We start from the raw sequence: 25,391 nt of genomic DNA on the forward strand, positions 1-25,391 counted from the left end.
TAACGCGCGGTCGTTCTCATCTAGTCTCACCATCTGGTGATCGCCATCAAAGCCGAAGCGCCTTAAAGCGCCTTACTCATCGCCTCAATCAACTCATCCACACTCGAGACCGGCGGTAGACACCCGTTCCCGCTGCAAACCACAGCAAAACTTCCCTCTCCCTTGAGCCCCGGCAGATGCGGCAGTGTCTCCGCGAGCGACGGAGGCAGCGCGCCCAACTGATCCTTCCGCAGCCGAATCACGCTCTTATTCACCGCATAGCGAGCCAACGCAACTGCCTCCAGCCTCCTCGCCGCAGCATCATCCCCAATCACGCAGACCTGCACTGCACGCAGCACCATCCGCTGCAACGCCAGCCCGTAGCTCGCTGCGTACAATCCAAAGTGTTCGACCACCCCGGCAAAGGTCTCTAGCGTCTCCAGCGCCTTCACCGCATAATCCTCGCGCCCGTTCAAAGCCTCCAGCCGCAGCAGCAGCGCCGCTCCCACAGGGTTCCCCGCGGGCGTAGGCGAATCCTGCAGAGGCTTCCTCCGCGTCACCAACGCTCCCAGCCTCACCTCGCCATCCACAGCAGCCTCGGTATCGAAGAAGGCACATCCCATCGGGTCATAAAACTTCACCAGCGCACTCTCCATCAGAGCCATGGCCGCCGAGTAGTACCGCATCTCCCCGGTCATCTCCCACGCATCCAGCGCTGCATGACCCAGAAACACATAGTCATCCAAAATCCCGGCAACGCGCGCGCCAGCTCCACCCTTCTCGCCATACGCCACCACATGCGCCAACCCCACCTTCGGCTCCCAGGCCTCAGCCAGCACCCGGTCCAGCGACTTCAGCGCAAACGCCCGCACCACCGGAATATCCAGCACGCGCCCCGCCTCAAGATAAGCCGAAACCATCATCCCATTCCACCCCACGTAGATCGTCTTATCTACATAAGGAGTAGGACGCTTAAGCCGTGCAGCATACAGCTGCGCCTTGGCCGTAGCCAACCGGTCCTTCGCCACCTCGAACGTAATCCCATTCGCCTTCGCAACCCCCTCCAGCGTGCCCCGCACATGCAAAACATTCTTAGCCGGATTGTGGTGCATATCGCCAATCTCACCAATGTCGTAGTACGCACTCGCCACTGCCAACTCCGGAGCAGTCAAAACTGCGGCAGCTTCCTCAAGGGTCCAGGTAAAGTAATCGCCATCGTCCTCCAGCGAAAAATCCGCATCCTGCGACGCATAAAACCCGCCATGCTCGCGGTCGCTCAGCCACTCATCGATCCACAGAATCATCTCCCGCGCTACTCGCGCCGCATCCGGCTCTACAAACGTCTGGAACGCATGCACATAGTTCTTCAGCAGTTCACTGTTGTCGTACGCCATCTTCTCGAAGTGCGGCACCACCCACTGCTCATCGACCGAATAGCGATGAAACCCACCCGCCAGATGGTCATAGATCCCCCCCTTCGACATCTTCTGCAGCGTCACCATCGCCGCATTCTTCGCCGCCGCACTCACATCCTCCGGCCCCGCGCTCGACACTCTCGACGCCACATCCAGCAATAGATCAATCGCCCCCGAGTGCGGAAACTTCGGCTGTGAACCAAACCCACCCGACCTCGCATCGAACTGCTTCAACGCCGACGCCACTATCTTCGCTACCAACTCCGGCCCCGGATTCCCACTCCGACCCATAAACGATTCGTTGTGTTCAATCGCGGCCATCACGCTTCCAGCCGACTCATTCACCTCGTCCCGACGGTTTTGAAATGCCTCCGCCATCGTCAGCAACACCCGCTGAAAACCGGGCCGTCCATGCTGATCCGCAGGCGGAAAGTACGTCCCGCCAAAGTAGGGTTTTCCATCCGGAGTCAGAAACGCAGTCAACGGCCACCCACCCTGCCCGCTGATAGCCGACACCGCCGCCTGGTACCGCGTATCCACATCGGGCCGCTCATCCCGATCAACCTTCACTGCAACAAAGTGATCATTAATAATCTTCGCCGTAAGCGAATTCTCATACGACTCACGATCCATCACATGGCACCAGTGGCACCACACCGCCCCAATATCCAATAAGATCGGCTTATCCTCAGCCTGCGCCTTTTCAAACGCAGCCGCACCCCACTCCTGCCACTCCACCGGCTGATGCATCGCAGACCGCAGATATGCCGAAGCGGCCTTCGCCAACGAATTCAAATGCCCACCAGCCTGTTCGTGACTTCCCGCCGCTTCATGACTCAATACTGGATCGTTACTCATAGACTTCCAGTCTAGTTCAAATGGATCTTCTCAAGCTTCCAGCTCACGACGTGTTATTCCGCTGCGAAAAAAAGAAACTTGTTCTATCGAATTCAGACCATTCCGTTGGTAGATCCTCGCGTCTCGTTCTTGCAATTCACCAAAAAAGCCACCAAAAAGCAAAAGGGCTCGAGCCGCAGCCCGAACCCTTCAGCAAACATCAATTTATCCCTACTGCGGTGGTGCCGACGGATTTACATCAATCGGCTTCGGAGCCTCAGGCGCTTTAGGGACTGTTAGCCCCGGAATCACGGGTGCCTGCGCTCCGGCAACTCCCTGCGCCGCACTTTCAAGGCTGATCCCATAACGATCCAGCGTGTTCGCCAGGAGTTGGAACAGCGCCGCCCGATCTCTCGCGTACGCAGCAGTCGCCGAGATCAAATTATTCTCATCAACCGCGAGGTTCCTTCCCTGCTGCAGCACCAGAGCAGTCGTAGAAGCCCCAAGCTTGTACTTCTTCTGCTCCGCCTCCAGGCTCTGCGCCCCGAAATCACGAGCCGCCTGTGCAGCTTGCACCTGCGCTCGATCGTTCGTCAACGCATACTGCTGGTTCGTCACCTGAATGCGAATCAGCGTATAAAGCTGCTGCAACCGCATCTGCGACTGCCGGTACTCCATCTGCGATCTCGCCTGATCGGCCTGCGCCGTCCGGTTGCGCAGCGTAATCGTCATGTTCACCCCAACGCCCTTATTAGGTGCGTTGTTGTTGAACGTATTCTGAAAGACGTCACCATAACCCACAGAAGGAAACGTTCCTGGAGGGTACGGCTGGCCTGGAGGAACAGAACCGAAGTTGGATGCATTGGGATTCTGAGCTCCACCCAGCGCGCTACCACCATAGAACGCATACGCGTCAACCACCGGCAGCAAACCGTTCTTGAACGCCTTAATCGTGATCTCGTTATTCTTCATGTTCAATACCGCCTGCTCGATCTGCGGATTGTTCACATACGCTTCCTTCACCAAATCCTCAACGCCCAGATCCTCTTCCGGCAGTCGATCCAGTGCCACACGATCCGTCGGAACAATCGGCGCTGCAGCCAGCTGCGGATCGTTCAGATTCCGTGCAATCGCCTGCTTCATCAGCAGTTGTTGATACTCCAGATTCGTCTTCGATGCGACCAGCGCCTGCTTATCGCTCGCCACCGCGCTATCGGAATTCACCACATCCAGCGGCGCCAGCGTCCCGATCTCCAGCTGTTTGCGATTATCCGACGTCAACTGCGACGACTGCGCCAGCTGCCGCTCCTTCGCCTGCTCGTCTTCGTAGGCGCTCACCAGAGCCCAGTAGATATTCTCTACTTGATTGATGGTATAAAGCACCTGCTGCCGAAATGCCGAGTCGGTAATCCGTCGGTCATTCTTTGCCTGCAGAATAAAACGACCATTCACTCCCCAACCGAACCCCTGCAGCAGGTGCTGCGTAGCGGTCGCTTGAAAACTCGTGGTCAGAGACGGGCTGTAGTTGCTGAAGGGGTTATTCGTCGTAACCCGGTTGTTGTTAAACCCCACCGTCAGTTGTGTGCCCGTCAAAAATCCCTGAGCATAATTAAAGTTGTACGTCGCAGTGTCTGTCGTCAAAGAGTTCAGACCGCCGCTGAACAAGGTATTCAGCTGTGGCGCGCTCTGCGCTTGATACTCCAGCTGCCCACTCAGCACCGGATCCATATTCTCCGGCAACGGGCCGCCGCCATTGGTGCTGACCACGATGCCGCCTACACCGGTACCGCCGCCACCGACGCCAATAGACGTCGCCCCAGGACCTCCACCAGTCGTAATCGTAGTCGTTGTGCCGCCGATCGTGTTCGTCAGAAGACCCGTCGAGACGCCGCGCAGAGAAGAGCCCGCTTTGGCACGCAAGATATCTGTATCTGCAATATCGAGATTGATCCTCGCAATTGCAATGTCGAAGTTATTCGTCAACGACAGCGTCACCGCATCTGCCAGGCTCAGATAAATCTTCCCGTCGCGCAGCAGGGTGCCCAGCTTCGTAACATTTCCCAGATCTTGCGCCGGAACATTAGTCGCCGTGTACGGAGCAATTGGGTTCCAGAAGTGGCTCTTCGGCCTCGTGTAGTCGATGCTCGTATCCCGCAGGAAAAGTGGCTCGGTCGGCGTCGGTGCCGGAGCCTGCGGTATCCCAGGACGACCCGTCGTATCGTTCGTCACCGGCAACGGCTGCGCCGGAGCGGTTGGATTCGTCTGCTGAGCCATTCCCGGCTGCGTCAACATACTCATCAGAAGCAATGCGATGCTCGCCGCCCCCTGCATATCCCTTAATCTCACGATTCGCTCTCCAACTTCCCTCATGCTTCGCCGGCGCAGCCCATTTCGCCTGGGCCTGCAACCGGACTCCTGTGTTCACAGACCTGCCTCAACCCCACTCGACCACGCAGGGCCAGTCGTACAAACCAGATTTTTCAATTCTTACTCAGACGCGCAGTACCTTCCCAACGACTCTTAAAGACACTTCAGGAATACATTCCGATCAGATATCCAAACACCGGAAGACTTCCCCGGATCGTGCCAACCTCTACAACTACACTTATGGAGCGATGTTTAGGCTGAGCACAGATACGCACCCATTGCTTGCTTCGTTCCCAACATCTCCAGTAAAAATTAGCTCCCGCGAACGGTGACGTAAGTATATCAACCTCTTGGCCATCGCCCCCGGCTGCTTCTTCCCTCATCATTTCCATCGAATCGAACAGCAGATAACCTTCGCGATACGTGAGGCTGCGTTCGTATGCATTCACTCTTCTCTCACCTGCAATCGTCCCCGCCCAGCCAACCGTGATACCGTCCAAAGCAGCCCATGCCTCACTGGAAGACCATCCTCACCTACGACGGAACCCCCTACAACGGCTGGCAGATTCAGCCGAACCTGCCGACCATCCAGGGCACACTCGCGCAGGCAATCCACCGTGTCACCGGAGAGTCCGTCCTTCCCCAGGGCTCCGGCCGCACCGATACCGGCGTTCACGCCCTCGGCCAGGTTGCCACCTTTACCCTCACCGTCCCCATCCCCGCCACAAACCTTCACCGCGCCCTCAACCGAGCGCTCCCCTCCAGCATCCGGGTCCTCTCAGTCGAACCCGTCCCCGAAAACTTTCACGCTCGCCACAGCGCCCGCCGCAAAACCTACGAATACCGCATCCTCCCCAACGACCAGATCTGCTCCCCCATGCGCGCCCCCTTTGTCTGGGCCAGCCATATTCCCCTCGATCTCACTCATCTTCAACAAGCCGCCGCCCACATCATCGGCACACACGACTTCACCTCCTTCGCCGCCAGCGACCCCGACCTCACCACCCGGCTCAGAACCCAGTCAGATAAATCTCAACCAATCAAAGAGGTCGTCATCTCGACCGAAGGCGGGGCTTTTCCCGCCGCCGTGGAGAGCCCCCCGCATTTCTTCCCCTCAGCCGACACAGCGATCGTCCCCACCGACAACACACGCACCATCTTCCACTCCGACTGGCACCAGCAAGAAGACATCTTCATCTACCGAGTCACCGGCTCCGGCTTTCTCCACCACATGGTGCGCAACCTCGTCGGCACCTTCGTCGACCCCACCTTCGTCCCCGACGAAATCCCAACCATCCTTGCAGCCCGTAACCGCTCCGCCGCCGGTCCCACCGCCCCTGCGCGCGGCCTCTTTCTCGTCGAGGTCGAATACTGATGCCCGCCACCTCCAACGCGCAGCGTCGTATCTCGCGACTCGCCACCCTCACCGCCGTTCATCGCGCCTTCCACTGGCTGCACCTTCACCAGCCTCAACTCCGCCAGTGGCAACTCGAGATGGTTCGCATCCCCGCACCCACCTTCGAGGAATCCGCCCGCGCATCCTGGTTCCTCGACCGCTTCCACGACCTCGGCCTCACCAACATCCATCTCGACGACGCCGGCAACGCCCTCGCCGAACTCCAACCCGATGCGGCCCGTACTTCACCGCCCGTTCCCTCGTCTGCCGCTTCGATAAATAACGTCATCTCGCCCGAAGCGACGGACAGTCTGACCCGTCGCGCAGTGGAGAGACCCCCGCATTTCGCTCAACCTGCAATTGCCTCGCCAGACAGCAGCCTACTCGGCGAAGCCGGTCCCTGCATCCTCCTCTCAGCACACCTCGACACCGTCTTCCCCGCGGGCACCCACACCGAGCCCACCGAGCAAAACGACACACCTCGCATCTATGCTCCCGGCATCTGCGACAACGGCGCCGGCCTCTCCGCTCTCCTCGCAATCGCCGCTGCCCTCCGTTACGCCAACATCACCCCACCCATCCCCATCCTCTTCGCCGCCAACGTAGGCGAAGAAGGCGAGGGCGACCTCCGCGGCATGCGCCACCTCTTCGAACGCGGCCCCTATCGCACCCGCATCGCCGCCGCCATCGTCCTCGAAGGTGGCGGCAACTCCGCAGTCGTCACCCGCGCCCTCGGCAGCCTGCGCTTCCGCGTCACCATCACCGGCCCCGGCGGCCACTCCTGGGCCGACGCCGGAGCACCCAATCCCATCCTCATCCTCAGCCAGGCCCTCGCCCGCGTCGCCGACCTCAAACTCCCAACCGACCCACTCACCACCATCAACGTAGGCCACATCTCCGGCGGCACCTCCATCAACTCCATCCCCGAGTCAGCCACCGCCCTCCTCGACCTCCGCTCCACCGACCCCACCCAACTCATCTCCACCGCCAACGACCTCCACCGCATCTTCAACGACATCATCACCACACAATCCACCACGAACTCACCATCAAAACTCCACATAGAGACCATAGGAAACCGCCCCGCCGCAGCCCTCCCCGACGACTCCCCCATCCTCCACACCCTCCGCGCCGTCGATCGTCACCTCACCCTCCGCACCGAACCCCGCCTTGGTTCCACCGACGCCAACATCCCTCTATCCCGCGGAATCCAAGCAGTCGCTCTAGGCAGCGGCGGCAACGGCGGCGGCATCCACACCCTCCAGGAGTGGTACGATCCCACCGGCCGCGAAACCGCCCTCCGCCGCATCCTCCTCACCCTTCTGGACACTCTAGACACCGCCACCGCCGCCACCGCCACCGCCGACACCACCCAAGACCACTCCACACCGTAATCAAGACTCCTCAACCACCATCGCCCGGCTTATCCTTCATCGAGGAATCTCTTCGGAGGAAACGTTGAAGATCACCGCGCAGCTTCAAAACAAACCCGGCCACAACGCCGTCAGCCTCACCACCGGGAGCCGCTCCCACTCGATCTCCATCGCTCCAAAACCCGCCGGGCAGGGATCGAATACCAACGGCGGCGAACTACTCTTTCTCGCTCTCGCAACCTGCTACTGCAACGACCTCTACCGCGAAGCCGCAAAACAAAACATCCCCATCGACCAGATTGAAGTAGAAGTCACCGGCGAGTTCGGTGCAGAGGGCGAACCCGCCACAGACATCACCTACAACGCAAAGGTCACCTCGCCCGCACCCGAAGATATAATCCGAAATCTGATGCGCCACACCGACTCCATGGCCGAAATCCACAACACTCTGCGCACCAGCACGTCAGTCACGTTGCAGAACATCGAAGCAGTAACAGCACAATAAAGTTCTCGTCGAGCACGCGAAAACACTCCCATTAACCGCCAGTGTTATAGTCCCCAAAATGAACCGTCAGCGACAGAACCGCTCACTGCAAGCCGACAAACCTTCAAGCCCGCTCCTGACAACAACCCTCCTGCTAAGCCTGACCATCGCGGCCGCCTCCGCAGTCGCTCAAACTGCGCGCCCGACCCCACCCACACGCGACCCTCATACCCAGGGCTACGTCACGGCGCAAGAACTACCCGACGGCACCGTTCCCCCAGCCAACGCAGACGGCAACTTCATCCTCGGCCCCACCCACAACCCCGCACCCGAGATGTCCGCACACGACGCCGTGCCACAAGGAGCCATCTACGAATTCACCATGAGCTCCTCTGACAGCAAACTCTACCCCGGCATCGCACGCGAGCCCAACACCTTCGGCTCTCCCCACCCAGCCGATCCCGCCAAACTCATCGTCACCACCAGCCACCCCGCGCCCTACACCCGCCGCGTGACAGTCTACATCCCCAAACAATACATCGCAGGATCAGTCGCACCATTCATCATCGGCGCAGACGGCCCCGATCGCCCCCTCTTCACAGCATTAGACAACCTCATCGCGCAGCACCACGTCCCCGTAATGATCGCGATCTCCATCAGCAACGGCACCGGCGACGCCCAGGGCAGCGAACGTGGCCTCGAGTACGACACCATGTCCGGCCGCTACGCCGAGTTCGTCGAAACCGAAGTTCTCCCTCGCGTCGAGCAGCAATATCACGTCAAGCTGACCAAAGATCCCAACGGCCGCGCCACCATGGGCGGCAGCTCCGGAGGCTCATGCGCCCTCATCATGGCCTGGTACCACCCTGAGCTCTACCACCGCGTCCTCACCTACTCCGGCACCTACATCAACCAGCAATGGCCCTACGACGCAAAGACCCCTCACGGCGCCTGGGAGTTCCACGAGCACCTCATCGCAGACACTCCAGCCAAGCAGTTGCGGATCTGGATGGAAGTAGGCGACCGCGACCTCTTGAATCCCAACGCAATGCGCGACGACATGCACGACTGGGTCGTAGCCAACGAGCGAATGGCAAAAGTCCTCGCCGACAAGGGCTACCACTACCAGTTCGTCTTCGTCCGCAACGCAGGCCACACCGACCGCGCCGCCAAACAACAAACGCTCCCCGAAGCGTTGGAGTACCTATGGCAGGGCTACCCCACCGCACCAGCAAAATCGAACTGAGTCAGGACGAAAACACGGAAGATACAGACGCAGCCAGTTTGGACAGTCTTCGGAAGAGCCTCCGCTTCGAGGCACCCAGCTACTTGTCGCCCTTTTCACCGTTCTGCCAGTCAATAATGTTTACCAACTTCCAGGGATTGCGGCGGAGGTCCCACTGCAGTTCGCCCTTCTTATTAACGATGAGCTGGGCAGCCGGAAACAGATCGCCACCGCTCTTGTTCTTGTCTTTATCGTTCAGAATGATCCTGCCCGCGGTCAGGCTATAGGCCATAGATTGTGAATTGTTGTAGGCTTCGCCGAAGGCGATTCTGCGGTTCGTGACGAAGCGAATAATCCGGCCAGTGTCCGTGGGAACCGAGTCAATGTACGCAAGCTCATAACCAACCGTCCCCGGTAGTGAGATGCGACCGACCGACTTCATCTTTTCGAGCGCGTCTGCTAGTCCCTGTGACTGGCCCTTTAAAAAGGCTGCTTTCAAAACTTGCCTGTCTTCCGGTGTAGAGTACGCACAGATGGTCACCTTGATGCTGATCGTCCTGCCCAACTGAGTGCTCGTTCCCTGGGACGTAGCGTCGATGACTTCGCACGCCGCAAAACCTCTCGCCGTCCCCGCAATCATGAGTGCAGCCCAAAGAGCTGGCACGAAGGTGATCTTTGCAAGCCTGGACCATTTGCTCATGTCTGGTTTCCTTCTTTTATTCGCGTTTAGAGTTACGTCTTCAACAAGCGGCAACTTCCGCTTCCGAGTATCAGATCCCTGGAGACACCTGTGACTATAGAGGTGCGAAGGTGCTGCCGTGAACTAGGAGATTTACTAGAGTAATCGCTGATTTTCGAAGGTCCACCCATCCAATGCTTGAGCGGCTGCCTGGTCGCTGCCGGAGCACCAATATATGGCAATTACAAATCGACTCTTCGAGCATTACGGCATGGATGGATCTCCAATAGCCGGTAATGATAGATAGCGAACCGTTCTGCAACGTGACTATCGTAGGCGATGTGCCTTCCATCACAGATGCAGACTGGCGGCAGCGTAACCTTAGCGATAAAGGGTACATCCCGATGGCTTCGCGGCCATCGGGACGCGGCCATCGGGACACTGGTTCACTTTGCGTCTGTCTTCTTCGCTGTAAAGGTACCGGAGTAGCCGAGAGGCTTTACGTCGATATCACCACTAAGCTCACCCTTATCATTCCAGGTCCCGGTGTAGGTCAGGGTCAGAGGCTTGCTTTCGTACTCGCCATCATGAATGAAGACGACCTTCTGTCCGTCGATGGTGACGGTGGTGTCTCTCTTCTTGCTGTCGGAGTCCACACAGGAGCCGGTGACTTTATCGCCGGTCTGCGTAAAGGTGCAGGTCTCGTTGATCGGATATCCCTGAACATCACCGGAGATCGTCCAGGCGCCAGGTACAGTGGGTTGTGCGAGAAGGGTCGTCGTCGAAAAGATGAGTAGGGGCAGAATGCGCTTCAATGGAGCTCCTTAGTTTGTGCGCTCCTTAATATACATAACGTCATCGCAGGAAATATTAAGACTCAATATGTCACATCTTGATGAGGCGACGGTAAGTGTTTCCTGATGTGCTCAGGTTCAAGTGGACGTAAAACGGGCTACTCGTACCACTTGATTCCTGAGCGCAATCTCAGGCCTACTCATCAATAACCGAGTTGTACTATCATTTGCTCGTGCCGCAACTTCTTCATGACGACACCTTCCGCCGCCTCTGCAGAGGACGCGATCTACTGGCCACCGAATACCAGTCCCGCGTCCTGCTGGAACAGGCAGCACGCGAAGCTTGCCTCTCAGAGTTTCACTTCCATCGGCTCTTTCGCGCCACCTTTGGTGAAACTCCACACGAGTTTTTAACTCGCCTTCGCATGGATCGTGCCCGCCAGATGCTCGCCAGTGAAAGCAGCGTGACAGACGTCTGCTTCGAGATCGGCTACGGCAGTCTGGGATCGTTCTCCAGCAAGTTCCGCGCACAGTTCGGTCGCAGTCCCGTCGAATTTCAGCGCGAGGTTCGCCGCATCTTCGGATACAGCGCACCATGGCACATCCTGATGGTGCCCACATGCTTTAGCTTCGTCGGCGGAATCGAACATCACCCGATAAAGACCAACATCGAATAGCAAGAATCGAGAAGCACCCCCTGGCTCCGGTTCGCTAAGCTTTTTTTCAAGCACATGATGCCCGAGGAGGAAAGATCATGATTCAGAAAATGTCACACACAACCATTTATGTAACCGATCAGGACCAGGCCAAAGAGTTCTATGTCGACAAGCTGGGCTTTGACGTCAAAACGGACTACTCGGCGCCCAACGGCTTTCGCTGGCTGACGGTCGCACCAAAAGGACAAGGGGAGTTGGAGATTGCCTTGTTGAAGGTTGGTGGCGCCAGCAACTTCGGCAAGGTGAATGATGGAAGTGGCGATGCGAAGGACGTCGACGCCATGGCTGCACTGTTGAAGAAAGGCTGGCTCAGCCCCGGCGCCTTTCAAACCGCCGACTGCCGCAAGACCTGCGAAGAATTGAAGGCCAAAGGCGTAGAGTTCGTCTCGGAACCCAAAGACGAGTTCTACGGCGTATCAGCGGTCATCAAGGATCCATTCGGCAACTGGTTCAGCATGACCCAACCCAAAAATCACAGCTAACGAATCAACAACCGAATCAACAATCGAAGGATCAGCACCCAAAAGATCACACCAAAAAAATCGACGGTCAAGAAACTCTGCAGAAAGAGACGGGGCACCCAACCGCCGGGTGCCCCATATCTCGATTCTGAGATGTGGGCATCGGGCGCAGCCCGACCGCTCTTGCCCATCTCAAACCCCCACCGGCCGCAAATCAATCGCATGACGCGCCCAAGCACGACAGGAAGACCTGTCAACCCCCGTATCATCGAAAACCCGCTCCAGACGCCCATATTCGCGTGGCGTATCAGTTACAGCCCAGCAACTATAATGGAAGTACGGACAAAATAATGTGAGGAGTCAACGCGTTAGTGGAAAACGTGGACCAAACTTCATCGTGATCTTCTTGTGTTAGTTGAGATATCATAGCTAACTTAAACAAACTAAGTATTTTATGCATAAAGCAAATGTAATCAATATTTTGCAGCCACACCCACCTCCTATCTCCCTCTATCGAAAAGACTTCCCTGCAAGATACCCCTGAGGGGGAGGGGGGAGGGGGCATATCCAAAATATTGATACACTCCACTCGTGAAGTCCCTCACTCTAGCCGCAATCGCCCTCCTCACCACCTTCGGCCAGGCGCAGCAGCCCACCGCGGATACCATCTATATTCACGGCAATATCCTCACCGGCACCCACCTCCGCCCCAATGACCCCTCCCCCACCCCAGAAAAGGTCGCCGCCTTGGCGATCGCCGAAGGAAAGATCCTCGCTGCAGGCTCCGACAGCACGATTCTGAAGCTAAAAGGTCCAAAAACGAAGGTTATTGACCTCCACGGCGCCTTCGCGATGCCCGGCTTCAACGACGCCCACACCCACATCGCCAGCGCTGGCCAACAACAGTTATCAATCAACCTGGACGGAGTGAAGTCGCTCGCCGAGATGCAGCAGCGCATCCGCACCTACGCAGCGAAGGCAAAACCCGGCACATGGCTGGTCGGCGGAGGCTGGGACCACACCCTCTGGCCCGGCGCCAAACTCCCCACCCGCGCCGACATCGACCCCATCACCGCCGGCCATCCCTGCATCCTCAGCCGGGTCGACGGCCACATATCCCTCGCAAACTCCGCCGCCCTCGCCGCAGCCAACATCACCGCCAACACCCCTGACCCCGCCGGCGCCAAAATCGACCACGACGCCTCCGGCACCCCCGCCGGCATCCTTCGCGAATCCGCCGCCACCGCCCTGGTCTTCAACAAAATCCCGCCTCCCAGCCTCGAAGAACGCCGCAAAGCCCTCGAAATAGCCATCAATGACGCCCTCGCCCACGGTGTCACCAGCGTCCAGGACAACTCCGACTGGGAAGACTTCCTCGCCCTTGAAGAGCTAGAACACTCTGGCAAACTTCACCTCCGAGTAGCCGAATGGCTAGCCTTCGACCTACCTCTTCCGATCCTCGAACAACGCCGCGCCAGCCACCCCGCAGATGATCCGCTCCTCCACCTCACAATGCTCAAGGGCTTCATGGACGGCTCTCTAGGCTCCCGGACCGCGGCCCTCGACGAACCCTACTCCGACGACCCGAACAACTCCGGCCTACCCCGTTACGACCAATCCAAGCTCACCCAACTTGCCTCTGAGCGCGCCGCCGCAGGCTTCCAGCTTGGCTTCCACGCCATCGGCGACCGCGCCAACGACATGGCGCTCAACGCCTTCGGCGCAGCCGATCAGGTAGCGAATCCCGCACCCAAACCACCCGACCAAGGCCCCAACGCCGACATCGTCACTAACCCACAGCCCGGCGCCCCAACTCCCGCCAGTCTCCGCTTCCGCGTCGAACACGCCCAGGTCCTGCTCCCCCAGGACTTCGACCGCTTCGCCAGCGAAGGCGTCATCGCTTCCATGCAGCCATCCCACCTACTCACCGACATGAAGTGGGCCACCGACCGCCTCGGCCCCGAACGCTCTAAGTACGCCTACGCCTGGCGCTCCTTCCTCGACCATCACGTCACCCTCGCCTTCGGCACTGACTACCCAGTGGAGTCCATCGATCCCTTCCGCGGCCTCTACTCCGCCACTACCCGCCAGAACGAAGCCGGGACCATGACCTTCCAACCACAGGAGAAGATCTCCCTCAACGAAGCCATCTACGCCTATACCCAAGCCCCCGCCTTTGCGGAGTTCCGCGAACACGAAAAAGGCCGACTCGAACCGCGTTACCTCGCCGACATCATCGTCCTCGACCGTGACATAACCACTGCATCACCTCAACAACTCCTGCACACAAAAGTCCTTCGTACTGTTGTCCAAGGGGAAACGGTCTACGTCGTATATTCCAATCAAGCCGCCAAGCCAGCGGTCGGAGCGAGCAACTAGTTGCCTCGTCGACTCAGCCCCACGACCTCGGCTCACCTTCTGCTTCTGGCGGTGGTAGTCGTCTGGGGTGCGACATTCGTCTTGGTAAAAGACGCCCTTCGCGATGTTTCTCCCCTTCTTTTCAACCTTCTCCGAATGTCTCTTGCATTCATCGCCCTGGCAGTTGTGAACCATCGTCAACTCCGACACATCGACCATTACGCGTTGCGGTCCGGTCTCCTTGTTGGAATCTTTCTCGCAGTTGGCTATCAATTCCAGACAGCGGGATTGGCTCGCACTACTGCGGCAAAATCTGCCTTCATCACCGGACTAGTAGTCGTCCTCGTACCTCTCTTCACCGCCGTTCCTGCTCTTCGTTCACCTAATACCCCCGCTCCTCGCTGGACGACCGCCATTGGAGCTATCCTCGCCTTCGTGGGTCTATTCTTCCTCACCACGCCAACCGGAACGTCCTGGCAAACTCTCTTCGTAAGTGTAGGCACAGGAGATATCCTTACACTGGGATGTGCGGTCGCCTTCGCCGCTCACCTCCTATCCCTGGCTCACACGTCTACCAAGGTCCCCGCCGGTCAACTCGCGACTCTTCAGATCGGCGTGGCCGCACTTATCATGGCAACTACTTTACCGATTGGCGGAAGACCATATGTGGTCTACACTCCGCGTCTTCTCGTGGCCCTTGTGGTCACTAGTTTGCTAGCCACTGCAGCGGCGTTTACTATACAAAGCTGGGCTCAACAACATCTTCCTCCCACTCACACTGCGATTTTGCTGACCCTCGAACCGGTCTTCGCCTGCCTTACATCCTTCTTAGTCCTACATGAACGTCTTGGCCGTCGCTCTCTTTCTGGCGCTGCCCTGATTCTTATCGGAATCGGCTTTACTGAGCTCATTCCCTCTGGGCGGTCTGTTTCAACTTACCCAATCTGAGCTAGATGAAGACTTTTGCCCCGATTTTGCGTCTAAATCAGCTGTGATGCTTCCTCTATCCTCGAACGAAGTGACAGCATAAGACAGCGACTATACTTAAGATTCATGCCGCGAACCCAGTCCGGCTTACAGAAGCGCACCACAATGAGGTCAAGACCTACTAATGGATACACCGACGAACACTTCTCCTACTTTGTTTGAGCGCATTCGCAGCCACCGCCTTGCGACGACCTTCTCACTCCTCGCGACACTTTCGGTCGGCATCTTGGCCGGCTCTGTTCTCACCCGGAGCGTTAGTGGCAAAGAGCAATCAGGCATCGATTCTTCCGACGCAAAGCCTCTTGTCATTCCATCACCCGTCTCTCTTTCTAACGGATTCTCCCAGATAGTCAAACAAGTCGGCCCTGCCGTCGTCAATATCAACACCGAAGAGCTGCCTAAACCCTCTACAAACAAGCGTGGCAGACGTGGCACCCAGAGGACTCCACAGCCGAACGATCCAGGTGGCGACGATGACAGCCAGCAATCCCCCGGGGATATGCAAGATTTCTTCAACCGCTTCTTCGGCGGCCAGGGTGGCGATGATGGCGACAGCGGCGCTGCGGGAGAACGCCGCGCTCTTGGGTCGGGTTTCATCGTTGATCCTCGCGGTTACATCATCACCAACAACCATGTCGTTGACAAGGCCGACAAGATCTACGTAAAACTCTCTACCGATCCCGATGGCGGTCCCGGGGACGAAGGCCGTCCGGCTACGGTGATAGGCTTTGATAAAGATACCGATATTGCGGTGATCAAGATCGAGAGTAAGGAGCCTCTACCTACAGTCAAGCTGGGCAACTCTGACGGCGCGCAGGTTGGTGACTGGGTGTTGGCCATTGGCAGCCCTTTTGCGCTCTCTAAGACGGTTACCGCCGGCATCATCTCTGCGAAAAATCGCAGTATTGACGAACCGAGTCCAAATGGCGTCTCCCAAACCCAATTTCAGCGTTTCATCCAGACTGATGCTGCTATCAATCCTGGTAACTCAGGCGGTCCGTTGGTCGACATGGGTGGACAAGTCGTAGGGATGAACACTGCGATCTACACCCAATCCATGGGGTCACAAGGTGTCGGTTTCGCAATGCCTGCCAACATCATCGCGAATGTTTACAACATGCTCATTGGGCCCGAACATAAGGTTGTTCGTGGGTCAATCGGCATTCAGTTCCAAGTTGCGCAGTCTTCTGCGGTCAATCGCGTGTATGGGTTCTCCAACGGCGTGATTGTCGGCGTAGTCACTCCAAATGGTGGCGCAGCCAAGGCCGGAATTCAGGCCGGTGACGTCATCGTTTCCATTGATGGCCGCAATATTAAAGATGGCGACGATCTGGTGAACGATATCTCCGCTCGCCACGTTGGGTCGACTGTGAAACTCGGTTATCTGCGCGAAGGCAAGCAGAACACTGCTAATGTCGTCATCGGAGATCGCGCTAAGACCTACGCTGACATCACGGGCCAACCGGATGATACCTCCACCCCGCAGGAGACAGACGCCGGAGAAGGCAAGCTGGGCATTACCGTCGCCGCGATTCCGCCCTCCATGGCAGCAAAGGTCGGGATCAAGGGCGGTGTCGTTGTCACCAACGTTAGGCCTGGCTCTTTTGCAGATGAGATCGGACTCGGCAAGGGGCAGATCATTACTGCGATCAATCGCCGTCCGGTGACCGAAGAAGCAAGTTACCGTGCCATAGTCTCAACCCTCAAATCCAAAGACGACGTTGTTTTTGTGATTCAGTCTCCCAATCAGAAAAATCTTAACTCCTACGTAGGAGGAACGCTTCCATAGAGCAGTTCTCGGGGAAGAGATGGCTATACTGTCTCTTCCCCGAAAAGCTGTGGCACATCCGATCAAACAATCCACCCCAAAAGACGTATCTCGAATAAGCGACGTTTCAGTTGCCACAATCGGGAATCACGCGATACTCTAACCATATTGTCGATGCTGCAACAACAGTAGTCTTCATACTCAGTTCTAGGTAACTTCTGTCTATGCGGTTTTATAACGCACTTTCAATCTCGGTTCTTATCGTGGCAACGTCCGTGCCGTGTCTCGCATTGACTCATGCCCATCGTGGTCCGACCTCGCCAAAGCTGTATACCAAACATTCCAAATCAGGTTCAAAAACAACGGGCCAGCACGCGATCGATGACACTCGCGCCACGCAGATTCAGGCCTCGCTCATCAAGTCCGGCTATCTCTCAGGAGCAGCCTCTGGCCACTGGGACTCCCAGACCGAATCAGCCATGCAAAAATTTCAAGAAGACAACGGCTGGCAGACTAAACTGATCCCCGACTCCCGTGCGATTATCAAGCTTGGTCTTGGGCCGGCGCACACCTCCAGCACGAGTTCAGCTTCTTCAACTATGGCCTCTCCCGAAACATCCTCTAATTCGAGTTTCATGCAGCGATAGACTGGGAAGGGTTCGGTGTAAAAATAAAACGAAGGCCAGTTGGCCCTCGTTTTGTGTCCCGCAGCTTGCAACTTCCGCTAGGATATCTACCTGATGGAAAAGACATGGTCCATTACATCTTCCCTTGTTCCAGGCAAGCTATCGGTTCTCCCAACGGCTCCACTTTCTAGCCACATTCGGAGCCAATAGTCCTCATGCAATCTAACTAGCTTAGACCTAATTGGCCGCTTTTGCTCTAAGACCGCAGTGATCTTCGCCGCCATTGCGTCCTTATCGTCGACGGTCTCAAGCTTGATGTCTACCCCATCACATGCGAGTAGTTTGCCACGAGCAGTCTCGAACTGAGCCGCATCGACGACTACACTTTCTACTTTCAATCCCGACATCTGCTCCGTTGCAAACGCCGCGGAAGCATCGAGTCGCTCCGAAAATCCGAGATACAAAATTCGAGATCCAGCCGTGCGAAGAGGCAGCATTCCAAGTTTTTGGACGAATATCTTCGGCACAACCAACGCCATTGACTCTGGCGAAAAACCTTCAGTCGTAAGCACCGGGCATCCCCATTGCATGCTTACTCCCCTCATGATCTGCTCAGGCTCCAGACCACATTCGCTTTTTAGCCACTCTCCAATGCGACCGCTTCCGTTCTCTCGTTGGGCCTTAAGCGTTTTTTGAAGTTGCGCCTGCGTAATCCAGCCTTGCGCTAACATCATCAAGCCCAATGGGATCCTATGCCGATGCGGAGACGATATCGCAGACTCGCCGGCATCGCCTAATTCGCGACGCACCGCCGCCCGCACCATGTTCAGCACACAACGGCCACTACATCCCCACTGCCCTTCGAAGATCGGCCTTCGTCGGCTTCTCCAAGGCTTAGTCCAACCACTTGAACACTCTGCGTTCCCACAAAGTCTTCGCTGCTGCATCTGTTCCAGCGATGACGAAAGCCCCAATCCACCCAAACTTGCAACTTGATTCGACGGGCTGTATTCGTCCTCCTGCCAGACAATCCCGTTTGCTGCCCTCAGTGAGATAGCCATACGCGAAGTGACGCTCATATCTGAAGTCTTTTTAGTTAGAAAAGGCATCGTATGCTCTCCAATCTCAGTTGCGGCGTTGCCACCTCGGTGATGCGCAACGCAAAGTTACCGTTGACCACTACAACCTCACCTCGTGCCACAATTCTGTCTCCAACAATCAGATCGACCGGTTCAGATACGTGACGGTCCAGTTCGACTACATCGCCTGGTCCAAGCTCAAGCACCTCGCGCAACGGCATATCCCGCGAACCAAACTGCAGCGTCGCGTCCAGCTCAATGTCGTACAGCAACCCGATTCCTGGGTTCATCTCGGTGGTCTCGTTCAAATTCATAACCTTCTCCATTTACTCCGCTCTTTCTTAATTAACGCTCTTCTGATCGACTGCATTACCTGCAGATAAAGCACCGCGCCGGTAGACGTCATTACTGCTCTCAAGTTGTGCGCCTCGGTGCTCCCCCACTCGCACCGGATACGCTTGCCCAAATCGCAACCCACCGACCCGCAACTCCGATGCCGAATGCTTCGCAAGCGGGAGACGCAATACCGATCCCGGTACTAGGGCCGCTAATTCACTCGCCCGCAGTCGTAGAGTGGGAAACTGCAGCACTGCGCCGAGCTTCGCCTCACCCATCAACTCACGCATTCGCACCTGCGCTTCCTTCGAGCGCCGCTTGGGTCGATCCCCTTCAGAGATCAGCCGACGCAATATCGCGTTCAGCACAACTGCCGGAAGACAGATGTTCATCGCTCCCTGCGCCTCCGGCATTCTCGCTTCAAAGCTTACGCACAACGTCTTTTCACCGGCAGTCAACATTCGTGCCACTGCTGCATCAGACTCCCGTTTCTCAAAGACAAACTCTAATCCCACCGATTGCCAAGCCAAGTTCAACTCCTGAACCATCATTTGTACGACAGAGGTCAGGATTGCATCTTCGATATCGGTCAACTCCCTCGCTGGCCATGGCCGCCCCGCACCTCCCAGCAAAACGTCCACAACGGGCGATGCCAGGGCAAGCTCGAGTTCAAGCAGTCCCACCGCACCCAACGGTTCGAGTCGAATCGAACATATATAAGTCGGCGAAGACAACCGTTCGAGGAACTCGCTAAACGGTAGTTGTTCGCCCGCCACCAGCTTCATCTTGAATGGTGTTCGTAGCCACGCACCCAATGTGTGCATCATGTTGCGCGCGAACAGATCATTCACCGAGCTGATTGCCCGCATCTGATCGTTGCTAATCTGGCCTGCGCGGCTAAAGTCGTATCGTTCCAGCAACGCCTCGCTTGCCAGATCCGGCGGCTGCACTGTAGCACTAGCCCCAGCCGCCGCAAACAATGCGTCAATATCTCCCTGCCCAAGCTGCTTTCCCATACATCCCTTTCTTGCTAAAGATCTCCCGCAAAAATATCCAACTAAAAAACTTCTATCTGACCACGCCCTTACGTTTAGAACCTGATGTCTTCAACGCATCACCGGAATTTCCGCTCCTTAGGCCGGCGAGCGCCACTCTAAGCCGTAGGACAGCTGAAGAATGAATCTGCGAAACCCTCGATTCCACAACACCCAAGGTCAGGCCGATCTCCTTCATGGTCAACTCCTCGTAGTAATACAATGTCAGCACCATTCGCTCTTTCTCTGGGAGTTCGTCGATCGCATCCGCCAATCGTTGTTTCATTTCGCCCTTCAGGCAACGAAACAACGGATCCTCATCAGGTGCGCCTGGGATATAGGCCAGTTCCTCATCCCCCGAGTCCTCTGAGCGTTCCATGTGCAGACTTCCGATCTCAAGTCCCTTCAAATCCCCCAGCAGCAATTGATATTCTGTCAGGGGCAGCTCAAGTTCCTTCGCAATCTCTTGCTCCGACGGTGCACGCCCGACCCGTTGCGTCACTGCTCGGATCGCCTCCTCAACTGCCCTCCCCTTCCGTCGCAGCTCTCTCGGGCTCCAATCCAGCGTTCGCAGCGAGTCAAGAATTGCCCCACGAATTCTGAACTGCGCGTAACTTTTGAACTGTACCTTTTTCTTATGATCAAATTTAGAGAAGGCATCGATTAGCCCAACCACACCAGCCGAAACCAAATCGTCCAGATCCACGTGCTGCGGCAGGCGCTCATGGATCCGCCGCGCAAGGTAACGGACCGTCGGCAGGTGCTCCATAAGCAGCAGGTCCCTATCGGTTGCACTTTGATTTTCTGATCCTGTCAGCCCATCTCCAGCGAATGGCGTAAATATTGCCTCGTTTATCAGTTCCTTCACTCCGCCCAACCCTGTCTCCTGCAATGACCTTCCTTCAGCGAAGATGCTGCTCTTTGAGAGCTTTTGCACTACCTGTATTGGAATCGAACTTCCTGTGCTCATTACTTCCTCCGTTCATCTAACCCTGTCGTCTTGCTGCTGCTTGACACTGACTTCATCCGACTGTGCCAACGCTGCGTACCCGAATCTCTGGAGGAATCTCTCCTGGTGCCAGCACAGTCACCTTCGGCAGAAATGGTTCCAGCCAACGTCGTACGTGATAACGAGCTGGACTCGGACATAGAAGCACGGGGAGTGCCGAGGTAGAGACGCCTCCGGTTAGGCGTTTCACAGATTCCACTAACCGCTTCAAGAAATCAGAACGCATCCCGGCTGACCGCACTCCATCGCCTAGTAATAGACCGGAGCTTTGAGGATCAAAGGTCTGCAGCAGCTCTTTTTCAAGCCCCGGCTCCAGCACCAGCACCTTCAGCCCCCCGTCACCGTCTAGTAACGGATGCACCAACCCTCTTCCCAGCGACTGTCGAACGCTCTCCACAAGGTGCACCACGTTCTTCGACTGTTGCGCTGCTTCCACAAGGATTTCGAGAATCGCTCCAAGGTCTCGAATCGAGACTTGCTCTCTTAAAAGCTGTTGCAACACCCGTTGCACCTCACCGAGAGTCATTAGCTTCGGCACCAACTCCTCAACTAGCTTTGGATAGCTGTCGTTCAGGTTATCCAGTAGACGCTTCACCTCCTGACGTCCCAGCAACTCATGTGCGTGCCTACGAATTAGTTCGCCAAGATGTGTCCCAATCACCGTCGTCTGATCCACAACTGAGTAGCCCGCCGCCAATGCCTGTTCCTCTAATCCTGGTTGGATCCACCGCGCCTGTACCCCAAATGCAGGTTCCTTCGTCTCGACACCGGGGAGAACTCGCGCTTTCGGATCCGGATTTACAGCCAATAACGAGTTTTGTTCGGTTTGCCAGCGAGCAATTTCAACGCTGCGAAGGCTGACAACGTACTCTCGAGGCTTCAACCGCAGGTTGTCCGTAATATGAACCGGGGGGACAATGAAGCCTAACTCGGTCGCAAGATGCCGCCTCAGCGCACGAACTCGGTTGAGCATCTGCCCACCTTGTTTCTCATCCACAAGTGGAATCAGCTGGAATCCTATCTCCAGAGTTAGCTCGTCCATCTTCAGTAGCGAAGCGAGATTTTCACCCTTTGCAGAATCGGAGGCCTTAGCCTTATCACCCTTTACAGAAGCTCCCACTTCTTCTGCCAGAACCAACGCGGCGTCCTTCGAAGCTGGCAGTCGGCGAGCGATCAATCCAACCCCTGCCGCGAGCAGCACAAACGACAGCTTCGGTAATCCTGGAACCAAAGCCAGTCCGAGTAAGACGCCGCACGCAATCCAAAGAGTATTGCGGCTTTTCAGCAGTTGTGTGCCAAGTTCTTCGTCAAGCGACCCCGCCGACGATGCCCGAGTCAATACCATACCTCCGGCAATCGACACCAACAGGCTGGGAATCATCGTGACTAAACCATCACCTACGGTCAAAATCGTATAGGTCTTAACTGCGGTACTTAAATCTGTACCGTGCTGCAGAACTCCAATCAGCAATCCAGCCACTATATTGATTGCAGTAATTAAAATTGTCGCCAGTGAATCCCGTTGATTGAATTTTGCCGCACCATCCATTGCGCCATAGAATTCAGCCTCGCGCGCGATCGCTTGCCGCCGCTTCCTCGCTCCCTGCTCATCTATCAGCCCGGCGTTCATGTCCGCATCGATCGCCATTTGCTTACCCGGCAGCGCATCGAGCGTAAACCGCGCCGTTACCTCAGCTGTACGCACCGCACCGTGACTCACCACCAGAAATTGGATCGCAATCAAAGCAAGAAACAGTACAAGTCCCACCACATAGTTTCCACCGACCACAAACTGCCCGAACGCCTCGATTACTGCTCCAGCAGCGTGCGTGCCTTCTTGCCCATGCAGCAGAATTCTACGACTCGAAGCTAGGTTCAATGACAAACGAAACAACGTTAGTAACAACAGCAACGTAGGAAACACGGAGAAATCTACCGCGCGTCTCACCTGCACGGCCGTCAAGAACACAATCACCGAAGCCGTAATCGAGGCTGCCAGCAGGATATCCAACACCACGCTTGGTACCGGAATGATCATTACGAAGACCATACTGATCGCGGCCACGGGCAGCATCAACGTTTGCAGCTTCGCCATCTGAAAACTGGTCTCTTTCTTCGCAGCTATCTCACTCACATCCCACCTCCAAAATGACGCATCTCAATCATTCCGATTGTTTCTAGATTGCCGCTTCGATTGAACCCTTCCGCGCTTTGCTGGGTTCGTTGTTCCTTCTCTTGTGCATGACGGTCACGACGCACACGCTCCTCGACTTTCTGTCGATAGAGGTAGGCAAGAATTCCGGCAACAACCGCATAGAGCTCAAACGGAATCGATTGACCAGGCTCTACCATCTTGTACAAACTCCGCGCCAGGGGCGGGTTTTCAATGATCGGAACACCAGCCCACCTCGCCTCTTCGCGAATCTCTGCGGCTAGCAGATCGCGGCCCTTGGCCAACACTGTTGGCGCTGACATCGTCTCGAAGCTGAACTCCAGCGCCACTGCATAGTGTGTAGGATTCGTAATTACCACGCTGGCGCGAGACATATCTGCCTTCACCTTGCGTTTGCGCATCGCTCGTTGAATCTGCCGGATCTTCGCCTTGATCTGAGGATTACCCATCGCGTCCCGCATCTCTTCGCGCAACTCCTGCTTACTCATCTTCAACCGCTGATTCCAGCTCCTCCACTCGATTGCGTAATCCAAACCTGACCAGACCAACGTCACCCAGGCTGCATCAAGTGCCAGCCCATACGCAGCCGAGAAAGTCGCCGGTAGTCTCATCAGACTCATCACTGGCATCGGGATTATCAGCGTCTTCAGTGCTCCCCATCCCAACACAACCATTACCGCCGCTGGCACAAGAGACTTCACTAGGCGAGTCGCCGACCGCAAGCTAAATAAGTTGCTAAAATTTGTGACCGGATTCAACTTCGAAAACTTTAGCTCCAGTGCACTAGGATGAATTTGCAGCCCACCGCTCTGTGCGACTCCCGAGAGCAGCGCACCAGCAAAGGCTGCCGCCATCACCAAACCAACTGGGAGCAGCGCAGGTAAAAGAATTTGTCGCACTGCTCCAATAAAAAGTTGTTCACCATTTTGTCCGTTCACGCCGCTAACTCCTGTCGAGGCCGAACGCAGACTCTCGACATACACCTTGCCCCAACTGGACACAAATCCATTCGAGATAGCTCCGATCGTCATGACTCCACCCATCATCGCCATTGCAGACAACAGCTCACGACTGCGAACGCTGTCACCCTTCTCCTTCGCCTTCTTCTTGCGCAGTGGAGTAGCCTGCTCCGTTCCCTTATCGGCCATAGATCTCACCTGTCATAAATACTGCAGCCAGTAATAAGAAGGTGATTTGCAAATTTCTACATACTCGCCATGCAAACGCAGTAACTGTCATGCCCGCACCAGCAGTTTTGCGGCGGCGTCCAACAGCGCCGTGAAATGTCGTTCAATCCAGCCTGGCCATACCGCCAAACTCGCAATCAACACTACATACGACGCCATCGTCTTGAGGGGGATACTCACCACAATCGAGGGCAGCTGTGGAGACAAACGTGCCACCAAGGCAATCGTCACCTCTACCGCCAGCGCAGCAGCCATCACCGGAGCAGCAAGCTGTATCCCGGCCAGAAAAATTCCACTCGCCATCATCGCCATCGCCACACCGGTCTTCGCCTGAATTACCGCTTGTCCTATCGGAACTGAAGAAAAGCTTCGTATCAATGCAGCCAGCAGGCTCCTGTCCAGCCCTGATCCAATGATCACAAGTACACCCAACCAACTCAGCATCTGTCCTAGGACTGCCGTCTCGATCATCGAGTTTGGGTCCAGCAGATTCACGAGCGAAAAGCTGAACTGGAGCCCAAAGAGTGTCCCTGCAAATGTCAGTGCCTCATTCAACAACATCAGGGATAGCCCGAACAGTAACCCGACTCCAAGCTCCCCGAGTAGCGCCCTCCCATCGAGAACTGCCCGTGCCCCCGGAACCGTTGCCACCGCGGGAGCAAGTAAGACTGTCATCGCGAATACGAAGCCAGCCTTGATCCTTGGGGCTATCGCCGACGACGAGAACACTGGAGCGAATACCAAAAGTCCGCTCAGCCGGACCATCACCAAGATTGCTGCAGTGAGGTATTGCGGCCATTCCGTAATCAACCCAGTCACTTCGTGATCCATACTGCCCCTATCCCAGGTACTTGTGAAGGTGAGTAAACATATGTACCGTGAAGCCGACAAGCCGATGCACCATCCAGGGCAGCACTGCAACGGTAACAACGAACACCACGACCAACCGTGGCACTGCCGTCAGCGTCTGCTCCTGAACACTAGTCAAAGTTTGAATCAGGCTGACCACGAGGCTCACCAAACATGCAGTCACAAGCAGCGGCGAACTGAGAAGCATCGCCTCCATCAACAACTTCCGCATAATCTCCACTGTCTGGTCTGGTCCCAT

22 protein-coding genes are annotated in these 25,391 nt (G+C 56.4%); 10 read left to right on the forward strand and 12 right to left on the reverse strand.

Translation table 11 applies throughout. The features are described from left to right. Positions 1–62: 62 nt before the first annotated feature. A complete protein-coding gene (locus RBB82_RS22245) occupies positions 63–2,252 on the reverse strand; it encodes a thioredoxin domain-containing protein (RefSeq protein WP_433972914.1) in 2,190 nt (729 codons plus the stop codon). A gap of 210 nt (positions 2,253–2,462) precedes the next feature. Next, positions 2,463–4,577 carry a TolC family protein gene (locus tag RBB82_RS22250; RefSeq protein ID WP_433972915.1) on the reverse strand — a complete coding sequence of 705 codons (2,115 nt, stop codon included), beginning with the start codon at positions 4,575–4,577 and terminating at the stop codon, positions 2,463–2,465. A gap of 529 nt (positions 4,578–5,106) precedes the next feature. Here RBB82_RS22250 and RBB82_RS22255 point away from each other — a divergent pair. The 4 genes from RBB82_RS22255 to RBB82_RS22270 all read left to right on the forward strand — a co-directional run bounded on the left by RBB82_RS22255 (position 5,107) and on the right by RBB82_RS22270 (position 9,097). Then, positions 5,107–5,973 carry a tRNA pseudouridine synthase A gene (locus tag RBB82_RS22255; protein WP_433972916.1) on the forward strand — a complete coding sequence of 289 codons (867 nt, stop codon included), beginning with the start codon at positions 5,107–5,109 and terminating at the stop codon, positions 5,971–5,973. Further along, positions 5,973–7,388 carry a M20/M25/M40 family metallo-hydrolase gene (locus RBB82_RS22260; protein WP_433972917.1) on the forward strand — a complete coding sequence of 472 codons (1,416 nt, stop codon included), beginning with the start codon at positions 5,973–5,975 and terminating at the stop codon, positions 7,386–7,388. The genes RBB82_RS22255 and RBB82_RS22260 overlap by 1 nt, the downstream gene beginning before the upstream one ends. Before the next feature lie 64 nt (positions 7,389–7,452). Beyond that, the gene (locus RBB82_RS22265) at positions 7,453–7,872 is read left to right on the forward strand and encodes an OsmC family protein (RefSeq protein ID WP_433972918.1); all 420 of its coding nucleotides are present in this window, start codon (positions 7,453–7,455) and stop codon (positions 7,870–7,872) included. A 58-nt stretch (positions 7,873–7,930) separates the two neighbouring features. Next, a complete protein-coding gene (locus RBB82_RS22270; RefSeq protein ID WP_433972919.1) occupies positions 7,931–9,097 on the forward strand; it encodes an alpha/beta hydrolase in 1,167 nt (388 codons plus the stop codon). A gap of 79 nt (positions 9,098–9,176) precedes the next feature. Here RBB82_RS22270 and RBB82_RS22275 read toward each other — a convergent pair whose 3' ends face one another. Both RBB82_RS22275 and RBB82_RS22280 read right to left on the reverse strand, forming a co-directional pair. Then, a complete protein-coding gene (locus tag RBB82_RS22275) occupies positions 9,177–9,776 on the reverse strand; it encodes a hypothetical protein (protein WP_433972920.1) in 600 nt (199 codons plus the stop codon). 425 nt (positions 9,777–10,201) lie between these two features. Next, positions 10,202–10,570 (reverse strand): hypothetical protein, encoded by a 369-nt coding sequence (locus RBB82_RS22280; protein ID WP_433972921.1) that lies wholly within the window; start codon positions 10,568–10,570, stop codon positions 10,202–10,204. A 212-nt stretch (positions 10,571–10,782) separates the two neighbouring features. Between RBB82_RS22280 and RBB82_RS22285 the strand changes: the two genes are divergently transcribed. The 6 genes from RBB82_RS22285 to RBB82_RS22310 all read left to right on the forward strand — a co-directional run bounded on the left by RBB82_RS22285 (position 10,783) and on the right by RBB82_RS22310 (position 17,486). Beyond that, positions 10,783–11,226, forward strand: a complete 444-nt coding sequence (locus tag RBB82_RS22285) for a helix-turn-helix domain-containing protein (RefSeq protein ID WP_433972922.1) — start codon at positions 10,783–10,785, stop codon at positions 11,224–11,226. Positions 11,227–11,303: 77 nt separating this feature from the next. Further along, positions 11,304–11,747, forward strand: coding sequence for a VOC family protein (locus tag RBB82_RS22290; RefSeq protein ID WP_433972923.1), 444 nt, complete (start codon positions 11,304–11,306; stop codon positions 11,745–11,747). 570 nt (positions 11,748–12,317) lie between these two features. Beyond that, positions 12,318–14,105, forward strand: coding sequence for an amidohydrolase (locus RBB82_RS22295; RefSeq protein WP_433972924.1), 1,788 nt, complete (start codon positions 12,318–12,320; stop codon positions 14,103–14,105). Next, the gene (locus tag RBB82_RS22300; protein WP_433972925.1) at positions 14,106–15,032 is read left to right on the forward strand and encodes a DMT family transporter; all 927 of its coding nucleotides are present in this window, start codon (positions 14,106–14,108) and stop codon (positions 15,030–15,032) included. A gap of 163 nt (positions 15,033–15,195) precedes the next feature. After that, complete coding sequence (locus RBB82_RS22305; protein WP_433972926.1) at positions 15,196–16,860, forward strand: trypsin-like peptidase domain-containing protein; 1,665 nt, start codon at positions 15,196–15,198, stop codon at positions 16,858–16,860. A gap of 242 nt (positions 16,861–17,102) precedes the next feature. Continuing rightward, the gene (locus RBB82_RS22310) at positions 17,103–17,486 is read left to right on the forward strand and encodes a peptidoglycan-binding domain-containing protein (RefSeq protein ID WP_433972927.1); all 384 of its coding nucleotides are present in this window, start codon (positions 17,103–17,105) and stop codon (positions 17,484–17,486) included. A gap of 86 nt (positions 17,487–17,572) precedes the next feature. On the opposite strand, the gene RBB82_RS22315 is transcribed toward RBB82_RS22310, so the two are convergent. From RBB82_RS22315 to RBB82_RS22350, 8 genes are all read right to left on the reverse strand, one after another. Continuing rightward, positions 17,573–18,574, reverse strand: a complete 1,002-nt coding sequence (locus RBB82_RS22315) for a hypothetical protein (protein ID WP_433972928.1) — start codon at positions 18,572–18,574, stop codon at positions 17,573–17,575. After that, positions 18,562–18,858: a flagellar motor switch protein FliN gene (gene fliN / locus RBB82_RS22320; protein WP_433972929.1), complete on the reverse strand. Its 297-nt coding sequence runs from the start codon at positions 18,856–18,858 to the stop codon at positions 18,562–18,564. The genes RBB82_RS22315 and fliN overlap by 13 nt, the downstream gene beginning before the upstream one ends. Positions 18,859–18,885: 27 nt before the next feature. Further along, positions 18,886–19,896, reverse strand: a complete 1,011-nt coding sequence (locus tag RBB82_RS22325) for a flagellar motor switch protein FliM (protein WP_433972930.1) — start codon at positions 19,894–19,896, stop codon at positions 18,886–18,888. Between the two features lie 52 nt (positions 19,897–19,948). Further along, positions 19,949–20,884 (reverse strand): sigma-70 family RNA polymerase sigma factor, encoded by a 936-nt coding sequence (locus RBB82_RS22330; RefSeq protein WP_433972931.1) that lies wholly within the window; start codon positions 20,882–20,884, stop codon positions 19,949–19,951. A gap of 52 nt (positions 20,885–20,936) precedes the next feature. Continuing rightward, positions 20,937–23,018, reverse strand: a complete 2,082-nt coding sequence (gene flhA / locus RBB82_RS22335; RefSeq protein WP_433975441.1) for a flagellar biosynthesis protein FlhA — start codon at positions 23,016–23,018, stop codon at positions 20,937–20,939. 35 nt (positions 23,019–23,053) lie between these two features. Continuing rightward, the gene (locus RBB82_RS22340; protein WP_433972932.1) at positions 23,054–24,244 is read right to left on the reverse strand and encodes an EscU/YscU/HrcU family type III secretion system export apparatus switch protein; all 1,191 of its coding nucleotides are present in this window, start codon (positions 24,242–24,244) and stop codon (positions 23,054–23,056) included. An 87-nt stretch (positions 24,245–24,331) separates the two neighbouring features. Next, entirely contained in the window at positions 24,332–25,114 is a 783-nt protein-coding gene (locus tag RBB82_RS22345) for a flagellar biosynthetic protein FliR (protein WP_433972933.1), read from the reverse strand. A gap of 7 nt (positions 25,115–25,121) precedes the next feature. After that, the gene (locus tag RBB82_RS22350) at positions 25,122–25,391 is read right to left on the reverse strand and encodes a flagellar biosynthetic protein FliQ (RefSeq protein ID WP_433972934.1); all 270 of its coding nucleotides are present in this window, start codon (positions 25,389–25,391) and stop codon (positions 25,122–25,124) included.

Origin of the sequence: Tunturiibacter lichenicola (assembly GCF_051013355.1) — a bacterium.
Classification (GTDB): domain Bacteria; phylum Acidobacteriota; class Terriglobia; order Terriglobales; family Acidobacteriaceae; genus Edaphobacter; species Edaphobacter lichenicola_F.